Annotated in this window: 12 protein-coding genes, 1 tRNA gene and 1 pseudogene; 7 read left to right on the top strand and 7 right to left on the bottom strand. The window is 41.3% G+C overall.

What is annotated here, in order from left to right; translation table 11 throughout:
• Positions 1-10: 10 nt before the first annotated feature.
• From PH_RS04445 to PH_RS04420, 6 genes and pseudogenes are all read right to left on the bottom strand, one after another.
• Entirely contained in the window at positions 11-799 is a 789-nt protein-coding gene (locus PH_RS04445) for a hypothetical protein (protein WP_048053264.1), read from the bottom strand.
• A 10-nt stretch (positions 800-809) separates the two neighbouring features.
• Positions 810-2,073, bottom strand: a pseudogene (rbcL, locus tag PH_RS04440) (type III ribulose-bisphosphate carboxylase).
• Between the two features lie 42 nt (positions 2,074-2,115).
• A complete protein-coding gene (locus PH_RS04435; RefSeq protein WP_083755787.1) occupies positions 2,116-2,943 on the bottom strand; it encodes a radical SAM protein in 828 nt (275 codons plus the stop codon).
• Positions 2,940-4,091, bottom strand: a complete 1,152-nt coding sequence (mfnA, locus tag PH_RS04430; protein WP_010885027.1) for a tyrosine decarboxylase MfnA — start codon at positions 4,089-4,091, stop codon at positions 2,940-2,942. The genes PH_RS04435 and mfnA overlap by 4 nt, the downstream gene beginning before the upstream one ends.
• A complete protein-coding gene (locus PH_RS04425; RefSeq protein ID WP_010885026.1) occupies positions 4,091-4,699 on the bottom strand; it encodes a diacylglycerol/polyprenol kinase family protein in 609 nt (202 codons plus the stop codon). The genes mfnA and PH_RS04425 overlap by 1 nt, the downstream gene beginning before the upstream one ends.
• Positions 4,683-5,369: an HAD family hydrolase gene (locus tag PH_RS04420; RefSeq protein WP_048053262.1), complete on the bottom strand. Its 687-nt coding sequence runs from the start codon at positions 5,367-5,369 to the stop codon at positions 4,683-4,685. The genes PH_RS04425 and PH_RS04420 overlap by 17 nt, the downstream gene beginning before the upstream one ends.
• 52 nt (positions 5,370-5,421) lie before the next feature.
• Here PH_RS04420 and PH_RS04415 point away from each other — a divergent pair, with 52 nt between their 5' ends.
• From PH_RS04415 to PH_RS04385, 7 genes are all read left to right on the top strand, one after another.
• Positions 5,422-5,673 (top strand): TIGR00304 family membrane protein, encoded by a 252-nt coding sequence (locus PH_RS04415; protein WP_010885024.1) that lies wholly within the window; start codon positions 5,422-5,424, stop codon positions 5,671-5,673.
• A gap of 1 nt (position 5,674) precedes the next feature.
• Positions 5,675-6,847, top strand: coding sequence for a cation:proton antiporter (locus tag PH_RS04410; RefSeq protein ID WP_010885023.1), 1,173 nt, complete (start codon positions 5,675-5,677; stop codon positions 6,845-6,847).
• A gap of 20 nt (positions 6,848-6,867) precedes the next feature.
• Positions 6,868-8,535, top strand: a complete 1,668-nt coding sequence (gene herA, locus PH_RS04405; protein WP_010885022.1) for a DNA double-strand break repair helicase HerA — start codon at positions 6,868-6,870, stop codon at positions 8,533-8,535.
• Between the two features lie 12 nt (positions 8,536-8,547).
• Positions 8,548-9,789 carry a DNA double-strand break repair protein Mre11 gene (gene mre11 / locus PH_RS04400; protein WP_010885021.1) on the top strand — a complete coding sequence of 414 codons (1,242 nt, stop codon included), beginning with the start codon at positions 8,548-8,550 and terminating at the stop codon, positions 9,787-9,789.
• 2 nt (positions 9,790-9,791) lie between these two features.
• Complete coding sequence (gene rad50 / locus PH_RS04395) at positions 9,792-12,431, top strand: DNA double-strand break repair ATPase Rad50 (protein ID WP_010885020.1); 2,640 nt, start codon at positions 9,792-9,794, stop codon at positions 12,429-12,431.
• On the top strand, positions 12,428-13,780 hold the full coding sequence (gene nurA / locus PH_RS04390) for a DNA double-strand break repair nuclease NurA (RefSeq protein WP_010885019.1): 1,353 nt from the start codon (positions 12,428-12,430) through the stop codon (positions 13,778-13,780). Before rad50 ends, nurA begins: the two co-directional genes overlap by 4 nt.
• A 43-nt stretch (positions 13,781-13,823) precedes the next feature.
• A tRNA-Gly gene (locus PH_RS04385) sits at positions 13,824-13,901 on the top strand.
• Here PH_RS04385 and PH_RS09765 read toward each other — a convergent pair.
• The gene (locus tag PH_RS09765) at positions 13,902-14,105 is read right to left on the bottom strand and encodes a hypothetical protein (RefSeq protein WP_010885018.1); all 204 of its coding nucleotides are present in this window, start codon (positions 14,103-14,105) and stop codon (positions 13,902-13,904) included. It abuts the tRNA gene before it with no gap.
• Positions 14,106-14,203: the final 98 nt, after the last annotated feature.

Here is a 14,203-nt window from a genome sequence, read left to right as displayed (position 1 = left end):
GTTAAATATTTTATATAAATTTAAGCTCCACTACCTCATCCACCTCAAAGTTCCCTCCTATGAGCTTTATCTTTTCATCGTTACAATAGACGCTAATTCCCTTAACAATGCTTCCATTGGCTAAAACTTTAAAGTCAGCCTTAAATAACCCAACTCCGTTGGGTAAAATTCTCTCAGCTTTCACGCTCTTTCCCAGGAGTGATGCTTCGTTCCCATTTAGTATCGCCCCGTACCTGTAGTGGGGAACTCCCCCTTCGACGTATCCAAAAGGTGTCATTCCTTTCTTACCTTTCTTTAAAGGTTCCAGCATAGCGTACCTCTCGTTCTTCTCGACGACCTTAAATTCGTTCCCTCTTGCAGTTCTTACAATCCCCGTTAATATTGGATAGATCACTAAACCGCCTCTAGCTCTGTATGGATCGTTGCATGGCCTTAACTCAAAGTGGGCATGCTTATCAGTCCATGGAGAGAAGAATCCTGAAAGCCTTAACTTTCCAATCTCATCTCCTAAAGAAACGCTGTCTCCAGGTTCAATACTTGGTTGAACATGAAGAACTTTAAGACAGATCTCTCCAAGAGAAAATATCATGATGTAATCTTCTTTAACTGGTATATACCTTGGGGTTCTTATCTTTTTGACATCTATCAACTTCCCCTCTTCTAATGGAAAGAGAGCAACATCCTCGAAGTAAACGTCAACCGCAGTTCCCAACTTATGAGGAATGTAAGGGGTAGTAAAAAAGGAATAGCGAACGTTAGGGATTTCCAAGTATAAATCTCTGATTTTAGCTATCTTCAATGTTGGACACCTACTTTGGCTTTAGATAACCCCACTTCTCTAAGGCTTTTTTTAAGTTCCGGACTCGATTTTGCTTTTTCATCTAAGTCAACCCCTTCGATTGCGGCATCTATTGCATCTCTGAGAGCTTTGGCCCCGGCCCTAGGACCATCTGGGTGCCCCATAACCCCGCCGCCTGCTTGAATCACTAAGTCCTTTCCAAAGAGCCTTATTAACTCTGGCATCAATCCTGGATGGAGACCTCCACTGGCCACAGGGAATACAGGTCTTATGTGCTCCCACTTACTTAAGAGGAAGTCATTAATCCTCTTTATCTCCTCGTAATTACCGGCCATCTTCCCAACGGCCGTTCCTGTGTGTATTTGATCAACACCTATCATTCTAGCGGCCTTTGCCAAGGCTAGCATAGTTATTCCATGCCTTGGGTTCCTTGTGAAAGCTGCATGCATAGCCCTGTGGGCATGTATTGCTAAGCCTAGATCTTCGGTAACTTCCCTCATATACTGGAGGGCGCTCCATCCTGCCACCACTATATCTATCATCACGTACTGTCCTCCCTCATTGGCAACCATCTCTGCTCTCTTCTCCATAATGTTAACTGGGCCCGTTATATTTATCAGATATTCCTTAGTTTCCCCAGTCTCGGCCTCAACCCTATCCCTAACCCTGTAGAGCTTTCTGACCCTCTCTTCAAACCTGTTGAAGGGAAAGCTCGTGAAGTTCTCATCATCCTTTAGAAGGTCTATACCACCACTCCAGAGTTCGTAAGCTATCTCAGCATATTCCTCAACGCTCCACCCCATCTTTGGCTTTGGAACCGTTGCCGTTAATGGCCTGTCCTTAACGCCCATGAACTCCCTTATTCCCTGAACCCCAAACTGGGGGCCTTTAAAGTGCCTTAAGTATTCATATGGTGGATGGAAGTCCAGTAGTCTTAGGTTTTTCAAAGCCTTCATTCCAAAGACGTTTCCAGCTACTGCACTGAACAATTGAACTAGGCTTCCCTCCTCGAAGAGAGTTAGGGGGTAGGCTATCTTAGCTATGTATCCCTCCCCGTGTTTTTCTAAGTAGAAAACCTTAGCCATACTCCTCTTCGCCATCTCCGGAAGCTTCCAGAGTGTTGTCCAAGTACCAATAGAACTCTCGCTGGCTATCCTACCGGCGGCTTCCTCTGGGGAGACACCGTTCGGCTCAAAGTAGTATTCCACTATCAGCTCATCCCTTCCAGGTTCATAGTTTAGATCAACGAAGTCAAGATACCACTCAACTTTCATGCGGAGCACCATCATAGTATATTCCCTTAGGAGTTTAAATCTCTACATGACACAACACTCATAGATAATTTCAACATCTCTAATCTTCTTGGCCCATTCTATGATCTTCCTGGGAGGGTTAGTTATCCTATCAACACCAGCTAGTATCGCTTCCCTGTCAAACTTCACCCTCCACTCACCGAATGGCCTCATACACCCTATGCTTAATTCACCCGAGAACTTTTCCCTGGCGTACTTAACTACCCTTATAGCTTCATCAACGGGAACCTTTGGGACATTTGCCATTTCAGTTCCAGGGGTTGGGATCAGGACATCCAGGACTAAGACATCTATAGGATAGTTAACGAGAATGTCTATCGCTTTGAATTCCCAGTGAACCTTGCCGAAGTCTAAACCTATCGTTATGTGGGGAGCAACCCTAATTCCGTTCTCCGTTAGGAGGTCAAGAACCCTTAGATAATCTTCTACCTTCTTGTCTATTTTGTAAACCCTCTTTATGACTTCATTATCTCCAACAAAGTCAAGGGAGACTACATCAATATATTTTAGCCACTCGAGATCACTTTCATCCACGAACCCAACGTGGGCATTTATCTTAAGCTTTGTCTTCTCTTTTATGGCTTTGATCTCATCTTTAAACTTATCTAGAGGAACTTTAAGCCTTGAATCCATGCCACCACTTAAGAGACAACCAGTGTACCCTTCTTTCTCCATTTCCATGCATCTTTCAAGAAGACTTTTTCTAGTTACTTTGAGCATTCCCTTGAGATAGTGCCTCCCACAGTGAGCACAGTTTAGATAACAATACTCACCTGTAACTGAAATCGAAGGAAACTTTATTCCTGGGATATAAACCTTTAGCTTCTTCAAGATAGGACCTCCTTTAAGTCTTTTAGGAACTCTTCAATCATTTCCCTGGTAACGTGGGGCATGAAGACGATCCTTATATATCCCCTATGAGCGCTTATCCCCCAACCCCTACTTTTGAGTTCTCTCTCAACCTTCTTCAAGTTCTTCGTCTGGAAGGAGACTATATTCAACATTGGTTCCCTCACAAGCCATGCGTTGTTGATCTTCTTAATCTCCTCCGCAAACCATCTTGAAAGCTTCATAGCCCTCTCTACTATTCTCATATAACCTTCGAAGCCTAGATGCTTTATTAATGCCCAAACAGCTATTACGCTAGCTCCTGGCCTAGTTCCCGTTATCGTAGCTTGCCATACTTTCCCCCCCGCTAAGTATGGAGCTAAAACGCTTATCGCCTTCAAGTACTTCTTTCTCCTGAACACTATACCCCCAGCTGGTATGGGGGCCATCCCCATCTTGTGCGGATCTATCGTTATACTCTGAACCCCTTTAAGCTTAAAGTCAAAGTCGGGCAACTCGTAGCCAAGTTCTTTGGCGAAGGGTATCACAAAACCTCCAAAAGCCGCATCCACGTGGAGGGGAATGCCGTAATCCCTAGCCAAGTCGCTCAATGCTGGAATGTCGTCCACAACTCCAAGCCCAGTGGTTCCAGCTATCCCAACTATTCCTATCGTGTTGTCACTTATCTTAGCCTCAACATCCCTAACGTCAACCGTATAGTCAGGATTAAGCTCGGCCCATACTAACTTAACCCCGAGCATCTCCCCGGCTTTTATGAATGAGAAATGAGCACTCTTGGGTAGTATCAATTCTGGTTTCTCCACATCTGAAAGATTCCTGAAAGCTCTAACGGCGAGTATGTTTGCTTCCGTTCCTCCAGAAACTATGTGACCGTGGCCTTTCTCTAGATGTAGAAGATCGGAGATCATCTCTATTACTTCTTCCTCAATTTTTCTAGTCCCAGGGTGTAACCCAGGATCACCTAAATTCCTATCTATATATTTAGTGTACACTTCGATTGCTAGATCGTGGGGCATCGTGCACATCGAGCCAAGGATTTTACCAGATGAAAACGTTAGATCTTTCTTAGTTTTTTCATTAATGAGTTCTATAACTTTCTCCTTGGGAAGTCCAATCCTGGGAAACTTCATTATCTCACCCCCGCTAAGTAAAGGGTTATCGCTATTGCAAGCTGATTAGAAAAGTTATCGTCAGGAGGTAGGCCATAGAACTCTACTATCATTCCAACTAGGGAAGCTAAGAGGGCCATTTTCAATCCTACTAGAGGGGTTAATATTAGCAGACCCGTTATAAAGTATGCTAAGCTTCCTTCGACGCTTTTTCCATTTTTGAACCTGTGTCTTCCATATGACTTACCAATGATCGCGGCCATTGCATCACCTAACGTTGCAACTGAAATGCTACCGATGGCAACTTCCCTAGGAAAAAGGTAGATCACTAGTAGGGCCGCTATTGTAAAATAGATGTGGGCTCCTATCCCTCTTTTCTCACGTTCTCTTGCTATTCCATCGATTTCTCTCTCTATTTTCTCCGTAACTTCTTCAGGAATTCCTAATTTCTCTTTCACCTTGATTCTTAACCCTTCACCAAGTCTAAAAGGCTCTAACGCCAGGAAGATTATTAAGAATATTAAAACGAAGGTTATTGCAGCACTTTTACCTAAGGCTAAGTATATTAAGGGTACGGATAATCCAGTCATGTGAAGGGCTTTCCTTTTAAGCTCAAGCTTTAAGCTCACCTTTAATCACCTCTAGTGCCTCATATAGATTGTTTACAATATAATCGGCGTACTTTGCCCTTCTTCCTTTGAAGTAGCCCCTCTTTACTAGAATCGTCGTTGCCCCTATTGCTTTCCCACCCTTCATATCGGTGTCATCCCTATCTCCTATAACGAAAATTTTATCTTCCTTTGGAAACATTTTCGTTGCCAAATAGAAGTTATAAGGTTCGAGCTTTGTATGCCCGGTATCTCCACTAACTATAATTTTATCAAAGTACCTCTGGATTCCAAGTACTTCAAGCTTTCTTCTTTGCCAGCTTGAAGCTGAATCCGTTACAAGAGCAAGCTTTGCTTTCATTTGTTTAAGCTCATTCAAGAATGGTAATACATCGTCATAGAGCTTAAGGTTAGCAAAGAATGCCCTATCAAAAAGATCAAGCATCTCTTTAATTTCTTCTTTGTCAAGATCTCGATAGATATCCTCCATTATCCTGTTGAATATCCCTTCGAAGTCCAGGAGGTGTATATCCCTAATGCTCTCGAGCTTTTCATATCTTTTCGTAAGGAAATAGGCTATTAGCTTAAATTTTCTCTTCATGATAATGATTGGAGTTAACCTTATCAGGGCTAGTCTTAGTGCTTCCCACGTATTGCAGAGTGTATCATCTAAGTCAAGTATGACAAGCATCAAGTATGGGAGGGTAGATAAACTATTATAAATCCTCCCCAAACTTTCTAACATGAAAGGTGAAGCTCTAATAATTACTGGAATAGCATTGATAATGATAGGGTTTATGCTTGTATTCTTGGGAACATTAATCTCGGCATTTGGCCAGCCTCAAGAGTCAAATGTAGAGGCTGGAGGTATAATAATGATAGGCCCGGTTCCAATAGCTTTCGGAACTAGAAGGGGCGTGACAATAGCGATGGTGCTTGCATTGCTACTTATGCTAACCTGGTTCCTGTTTGCTCTCCTCTCGAGGAGGCCCTGAAATGAGCTACATCTTTGATCTTTCAATCTTACTCGTGGTAGCTAAGTCTCTCGAGTGGTTATTAAAGAAAAAGGGGATCCATCCTATAATTGCCCATATACTCACGGGTATAATCTTGGGACCATTTGGGCTTTCGATAGTCCTCCCTACAAGTGAGCTTAAGGTTCTAGGGGAGTTTGGGCTCATAATGATGATGCTTTACATGGGTTTAACTAGCAACTTCTCAGCGATCTCCAGGAACAAAGTAAAGGCTAGCGTTGTGGCCATGTTTGGGGTGGCCTTCTCGTTTATCTTGGGATTTCTAACAGTTTATTTCCTCGAGAAAAGCCTAATAGCTGCGCTTTTTGTTGGAATAACCCTCGGAAATACTGCAATAGAAGTTACGAGTGGTGTTTTAGTGAGGGAGAGGGTCAAGAAGGATATCTCCTCGGTACTCATGGGAGCGGCCTTTGCTGATGACATAATAGCCGTTTACTTAATCGGTATACTCACGGGTATAACCCAGGGAGGAATATCTGGCCTCTCGTTGGTCTTTCTAACAATTAAGATAGTTATCTTTATTTTGGGAGTTCTAATGCTCTCAGAATTCGTATTTAAAAGATCTACTCGGTTTTACAATATTATCAGGGATCTACACATATTCTTCACGTTTACGATAGTGTTGACGTTCACCCTCGCGTTTATAGCCCAGGATATAGGGTTGAATCAAATAATAGGGGCATATTTAGCGGGATTAACAATTAGTAGATTAAGAGAAAGGAAAGACCCAATGGTCATAACGAGGATCAAGCTAAATGAGCTAATTGAAGAGCTTGAAATCGTTCTCGTTGAGTTCTTCATACCCTTGTTCTTCGTGTACGTAGGGTTAATGTTTAATCCAAATGTTAGGGATATAAGTATCCTATTAATCCTATTACTCTACGCATCTGCAGTTCTTGGAAAATTAATTGGCTGTGGACTTGGTATGAAAATTTTTGGTTCTTCCATTAGAGATGCAATAATCGTTGGGATAGGAATGGGAGGGAGAGGAAGCTTGGAGCTTGCAATTCTCAAGCTAGGATTAGAGAAGGGACTCATAGATGAAGGGATATTTGCAACGGTAGTTATAGTATCGATGCTTACGGCCCTTTCAACTCCAGTGTTATTTAGATACACAGTTAGAAAACTTTCTTAAGGTGAGGGAGGGGATGTATAATGATGATCGAGGAGGGTGAATATATAGGAATTGTAAGGGGAGAATCAAGCTTCATTAACTATGAGTTCTCGGTTAATCCCGAGGAGAATATTTCCTTTGGCGAATTTGTGGTTACTAAAAACAGGAGTGGAGAATGGGTTCTTGGAGTTGTTAGAAGTGTGAAAAACGTTAATTGGCTTCTTTCAGCTGGAAAAAGTAACTTCAACTCTTTAAGGCTTGATATAAATGAATATGGAGAGAGCTTGGTGGAAAATGAGGAGGTCGTTGCAACCGTTAGGATACTTGGGAAAGTGGATGGGGATGAGCTCGTTCCAAACAGAGTACCTGTCAGAAATGGAGAGTTCGTATATAGGGCATCAGATGATATTCTAGAGAGGATATATAGGCCAAATGGTCCAAGCATAGAGATTGGAACCCTTCTACTGAGACCAGGAGTTAAAATTAGCTTAGATGTAGATGAGCTTGTCTCAAGGCACTTTGCAGTCCTAGCGGTTACTGGAGCAGGAAAAAGCAATGCCGTTGCAGTTATGATTAGGGGATTAGTTGAGGGGATAGGAGGAACCGTTGTTGTTCTAGATCCCCATGGCGACTACGTCAACCTAAGACTACCGGATACGGGGACTGATCTGGTAAATATAATTGAAGGTAAAATTAGGGTTGATGAGTTAGATGCAGAAGAATTAGCAAACCTTCTTGAGGTTCCTACCCACGCCTCAATTCAAAGGGAATACTTAGGAAGGGCCTGGGAGACTGTTAAGTACGAAAATCAAGGATATGGAGGGAGGAGATTACTTGAAGCGTTAGAGGTTAAACTAAGGGAATGGATATCTAAAAAGAGCATAAGATACTGGGATCCTAAAAAGGAGAATTACTCCTCTGAACCACTAAGAAGCGAGAGAGTTGAAACGATTAGGGGGTTAATATATAGGATAAACAGATTTCTTAGGAACTATGGAGCTTTCGTAACAAGTGAAAATTTGGTCGCCGCGATAAGGCCAGGAATGGTTAATGTAATAGATCTAGGCCCCCTAGACGAGAATCAGATGAGACTCGTTGTCGGGAAATTTTTGGAGGAAGTGTTTGAGAAAAGGGTTGACTTTGAAAAAGCCAGGAAGAGTTTGAATAGGGTCTCCGGAAGCAGGGTGAGAGAATATCAAGAGATAATGGATGAGATCAGGGAAAAGTATCCAGCACTAGCTTATCCAATTCTTATAATCGTTGAAGAGGCCCATATATTTGCTCCTCAGGGCGAACAAAGTGACGCATCTAAGATCATGAGCAGGATAGCTAGGGAGGGTAGAAAATTTGGGGTTGGCCTTGGAGTGGTCTCTCAAAGGCCCAGTAGGTTAAATGAGGATGTTCTAAGTCAAATGAACACTAAGATAATCCTTAGGATAGTCAATCCAAAGGATCAAGAGCATGTTTTGAGGGCTAGCGAACAGCTTAGTAAAGATCTTATGGAGGATATAGCTGGCCTTGGTAAGGGAGAAGCAGTTATAGTTGGGCAGGCCATTAAGGTTCCGGCCCTCGTCAAGATTTATAACTTCAAAGAATTGGAGGGAAGGGCTGGGAGAGGTGTATATGGTGGAGAGGACATAGGAATCGTGGATAGATGGAGGGAAATGAATGAAGAGCTCATTAGGATAGATCCGGATATAGATTTCTGAAGGTGTTAGCTCATGAAGTTTGCTCACTTAGCTGATGTTCACCTGGGGTATGAACAATTTAACAAGCCTCAGAGGGCCGAAGAATTTGCCAATACTTTCAAAAAAGCCCTGGAGATGTGTGTTAAGGAAAGCGTGGATTTTATAATAATAGCTGGAGATCTGTTTAATTCAAGCAGACCTTCCCCAGGAACGATAAAAACGGCAATTAAATTACTCCAAATTCCGAAAGAGAACAATATTCCAGTTTTTGCTATTGAAGGAAATCATGATAGGACTCAGAGGGGCCCCTCGGTTCTTCACCTCCTTGAAGATCTTGGGTTACTCTACGTAATTGGGCTTAGACAGGAGAGGGTGGAGAACGAGTATTTAACAAGTGAAAGAGTTGGGAACTACTGGCTCGTAAAGGGAGTTTATGATAACCTTGAGATACACGGGATGAAATACATGAGTTCTGCATGGTTTGAGGCTAACTTGAACTTCTTTAAAGGTATATTTCGGCCAGATGAAGATGCCATATTAGTCCTGCATCAGGGAATAAGAGACATAACGGAGAAAGTTTTTCCTAGCTATAGTGCTGAATTGAAGCTCTCAGATTTACCAAGAGGTTATCTTTATTATGCCCTTGGACACGTTCATAAGAGGTTTGAGACGAATTATGGGGATTCCCCAGTTGTATATCCCGGATCGCTGGAAAGATGGGATTTTGGCGATTATGCAAAGAGATTAGTTTGGAATGGGGTTACGTTTAGAGAGGAAGTGGGGAGCGATAAAGGATTTTATATAGTCGAAGATTTCACCCCAAGATTCGTTAATATCAAGGTGAGAGATTTCATCGACGTCGTGATAAAAGGAGACTCTGAGAGGGAGATAAAAAAAGCTGTAAAGGCTTCTCTACCTCATATCCCAAGGAATTCATATGTAAGGTTTAACATAAAGTGGAGGAAACCTTTCGATGTCGAGTGGATAAAGGAAATCGTAAATGCCGAGTATCTAAGAATTCATACAGCTATCATTAAGGATGAAAAATCCATGAATGGTGAGAGCGTTGATATAAAATCCTTCTTCACAGAACAGGAGTGGAAAGTTATAGATCTAGCTAGTAGCGATGAATTTGAGTCTTACATTGAAAAAATAGTTGATATCTTAAGCGGATATGAGAAAAAAGAGGAAAGAGAGAAAAAAGAAAGCAAAATTAGAAAGTTTGAGAGACCTAAGAATCCTGGAGATTTAACGGCCTGGCTTAGAGGGGGATAGAGATGAAAATCGAGAGAGTTATCGTTCAGAATTTTAGATCGCATAAGAATAGCGAGATCGAGTTTAAACCGGGCATTAACTTAATAATAGGTCAAAATGGAGCAGGGAAAAGTTCCCTTTTGGATGCAATCTTAGTTGGTCTTTACTGGTCAAAGAGAATGAGGTTAAGAGGATTAAAAAAAGATGAGTTCACAAGAACCGGAACGAGAGGAGCTATAATTGAAATAACGTTCGAAGAGGATGGAACTAAATACAAGGTACTTAGGGATTTTGCTCGAAATGTGTCTTATTTAAAGAGACTTGACGGGAGGGAATGGAGGCACGTTACCGAAACTAGTATGGAGAGCGTCTCATCCTTCATAGATAGGATTATTCCATACAACGTATTCCTAAACGCTATATATGTAAGGCAGGGGCAGATAGATGCAATATTGGAAAGTGACGAGACCAGGGATAAAATAGTCAAAGAGATCCTTAACCTCGACAAGCTAGAGAAAGCCTACGACAATCTTGGGAAGATCAGGAAGTACATCAAATATTCCATAGAGGAGAAGGAAAAGTTCATCATGAAAACAGAAAACATCGAGGATCTCATAAGGACCCAGGAAAAGAGCTTTACAGAAGTGCTTAATGAAATTCGAAATATATCTTCAAACCTTCCCAGGTTAAGAAGGGAGCTGGAAGGGATCAAAGAGGAAGTTAAAACGTTGGAAGCAACTTTCAATAGTATAACCGAACTGAAACTAAGGTTGGGAGAGCTAAACGGAAAAAAAGGTAGGCTTGAAGAAAGAATAAGGCAGCTTGAGTCAGGAATTGAAGAAAAGAGAAAGAAAAGCAAAGAGCTTGAAGAAGTTGTAAAGGAACTTCCAGAACTTGAAAAAAAGGAGACTGAATACAGAAGATTAATTGAATTTAAGGATGAGTACCTCGTCAAGAAAAATGAGCTAGAGAAGAGGCTTGGTATTTTAAGTAACCGTCTACAAGAGGTTAAAAGAAAAATTAAGGATGCGGAGTCTAAAGTTGCTAGGATTAGGTGGATAGAGGAAAGATTAAAAGAGATACAGGAAAAAATTATGAAGCTTGAGCCAAGGGTTAGGGAATTCGAAGATGCTATGCGCCTCAAAGCTCAGATGGAATCCTTAAAATCCAAGTTGGGTGGATTGGAGCCTGAGAAAATAAATGAGAAACTCCTATACTTAGAGAATAGGAAAAAGGAGCTTGAAGAAGAAATAGACAAGATAACAAGGAAGATAGGCGAGTTAAACCAGAGGAGTAAAGATAGGAGATTGGCAATAATTGAGCTGAAGAAGGCCCGGGGGAAATGTCCAGTTTGTGGGAGGGAGCTCACCGAAGAACATAAGGCGGATCTACTGAGAAAGTACTCCTTGGAGCTTTCATCGATAGAGAAGGAAATCCAAGAGGCAAAAGCCCTTGAAAGGCAATTAAGAGCTGAATTTCGGAAAGTTGAGAACGAACTGAGTAGGCTTTCCAGCTTAAAAACGATAGCTGATCAGATCATTGAGATTAGAGAAAGATTAAGCAAGATAAATCTGGAAGATTTGAAGAGGGATAAGGAAGAGTACGAGTTACTAAAAAGTGAGAGCAATAAATTAAAGGGTGAAGTGGAGAGCCTAAAAAAGGAAGTAAATGAGCTTAATGATTATAAAAATGAATCTACCAAGCTTGAAATCGAAATAGATAAGGCCAAAAAGGAATTATCTGAGATCGAAGATAGGTTACTAAGGTTGGGATTTAAAACAATAGATGAGCTTTCTGGGAGGATAAGGGAACTTGAAAAGTTTCACAACAAATACATAGAAGCAAAAAACGCTGAGAAGGAGTTAAGGGACATCCTTGAAAGTCTTAAAGACGAGAGGGAGGAACTTGATAAGGCCTTCGAAGAACTAGCAAAAATTGAAACGGATATAGAAAAAGTCACTTCACAGCTTAACGAACTTCAAAGGAAATTTGACCAAAAGAAGTACGAAGAAAAAAGGGAGAAGATGATGAAGCTTAGTATGGAGATAAAGGGATTGGAAACTAAGTTAGAGGAACTTGAGAGAAGAAGGGATGAAATTAAATCTACAATAGAAAAGCTTAAGGAGGAGAGAAAAGAGAGAGAATCAGCTAAGATGGAACTTGAAAAGCTAAATATTGCTATAAAGAGGATTGAAGAGCTTAGAGGTAAAATAAAAGAGTATAAAGCCCTAATAAAAGAGGAAGCTCTAAACAAGATAGGAGAAATTGCCAGTGAAATTTTCTCTGAATTTACGGATGGTAAATATTCTGGGATAGCGATAAGGGCCGAAGACAATAAGGTTAAACTATTCGTTATTTACGACGGCGTTGAGAGGCCGCTAACCTTCCTTAGTGGAGGTGAAAGAATAGCCCTTGGTTTAGCCTTTAGGCTTGCGATGTCTATGTACTTAATAGGTAAGGTAGATTTGCTGATCCTCGATGAACCCACACCGTTCCTAGATGAGGAGAGGAGGAGGAAATTGATAGAGATAATGGAGAGGCACTTGAGGAAGATATCTCAAGTGATCATAGTTTCCCATGATGAGGAACTCAAGGATGCAGCGGATCACGTGATAAGGATAAGGCTCGAGGGTGGGGCCTCAAAGGTGGAGGTGGTATCTTGAGGCTCCTTACCAGGTGGAACATGGAGAAGATAGCGGATATCCTAATTGCTCAATTGAACGAAACACTTAGGAACGTTAATTATGAGGTCTTGCTCTCAAACTGGAAAGCTTTACCTGAAGCCGAGAGGTCATCTGTCTATGCCGTGGATGGAAGTAGGAGTGTAACTAGGCTTAGTGGAACGATAGTATATTTTTTATCGGCCATAGCTATAGGTAGTGGGAGATCGTACAAGCTGTTCTACGCGAATGCCATGCAGTACAATCATGGAGTTTCCGATCAAGTCGTGAGGATGCAAATGGAGACGATGGAGAACATGATAGGTTACCTTGCAGAGAAAATGCTGAGAGGTGAGAAAAAACTAATTTTAATGGATGGAACTTTAACAGGTTCTTTAATTAGGCCACCTGTTTACCCGGAGGATATAAAGAGCATTGCAGTAATTAGATCCTTAATTGGAATTAACGATTTCGATAACCTGATTTACGAGTATGTAAAGATGCTTGAAGAACACTACAGGGAAGTGAGGAGGAAACTGAAAGATGAGGGAACAAGTGATGCTCCCCTTCTTTCTGATGTAATAATTGACAAGTTCAGGAGGAAGTACCTTGAAACGAGAATAATTGGGCATATAAGGAACAAAGTTAGGGTTAAGGTTCCTAGTAGTATAATTAAGCGGGAGGGAGTTCCCCTTTCATTGCTTGAAAGATTTTTAGAGGAAGGTAAAAGTCTAGAAGATGCCCTGAGGGAAATAAAGGAGGAGAGGGTTGAGGTTGTGATAGATAAAGACATGGTAAATGATGCGTTTCACATCTTACTAACCTATATAGAATATTTGTATTCCCTCGACAAACTGCTTGAAGTTGCTAATTTAGCCTATATTGCAAAGAGCTTTTATACAAAGAAACTGGCCAACATGCTTGGAATTCCAATAGTCGATACGGCCCTTCTCGACATCGTTTTGAGGAGGTTCTTGAAAAAAGAGAAGGAGGGATATTGGAGCTTTGAGGAACCGGTAAGAATTCCTCATGAAATTCCCGAGTATTTAATAAACCATTTTAAGAATGTGAAGAAGTTCGCGGAGAGGGGTGTGAATATAGGATATGTGAGGTTCGAGAGGGGAGATGTCATTTACATGGTTCAATCGACCAAGAAGATCGAGGATATTTTACCGTTAATATTACACCATAGGGTTGGGGGTTATATAAGACCCCTTCAACTTGCACATGATGGAGCTAAGATTAGCTATAAGGAGGCTAGAATGGCCCTGGATGCATTAATAAATTATTTAAGGAATAAGGATCCGGAGCTTAAGGTATTCACAAAGTACGGAAGATCTCCACTTGAGTAACGATAAATTTTTAAGGTGCCTAATAATTCTAAATCCTGGATATGCGGTGGTAGTCTAGCCTGGTCTAGGACGCCGGCCTCCCAAGCCGGCGACCCGGGTTCAAATCCCGGCCACCGCACCATTATTTAAATTTCGTAACTTCAATATAAGAGATTGCTTTCTTGTTTACTATGAATATTTTCTTCTCCTGGGTTTCCACGAGAATAAAATCATCATTTATGCTCTTTATTCTTCCTATCAAGACTTCCCCAGACAAGAGTTTTATTATGCCAACTACATTATTTAAGGAATTATCGTTTGCCCCCCCATTGCCATTAATTCTCACCAGAGGGTAATTTTTTCATACGAGAATTTAAATTTTTATATTATAGGAGGCTAGTTAAACGGATAGGGACCTTTATATATTCTGACTAACAGAATAAC

Source organism: Pyrococcus horikoshii OT3 (genome assembly GCF_000011105.1).
Classification (GTDB): Archaea; Methanobacteriota_B; Thermococci; order Thermococcales; family Thermococcaceae; genus Pyrococcus; species Pyrococcus horikoshii.
The sequence above is the reverse complement of the archived record's forward strand: the minus strand, read 5'-3'. Positions and strand labels throughout refer to the sequence as shown.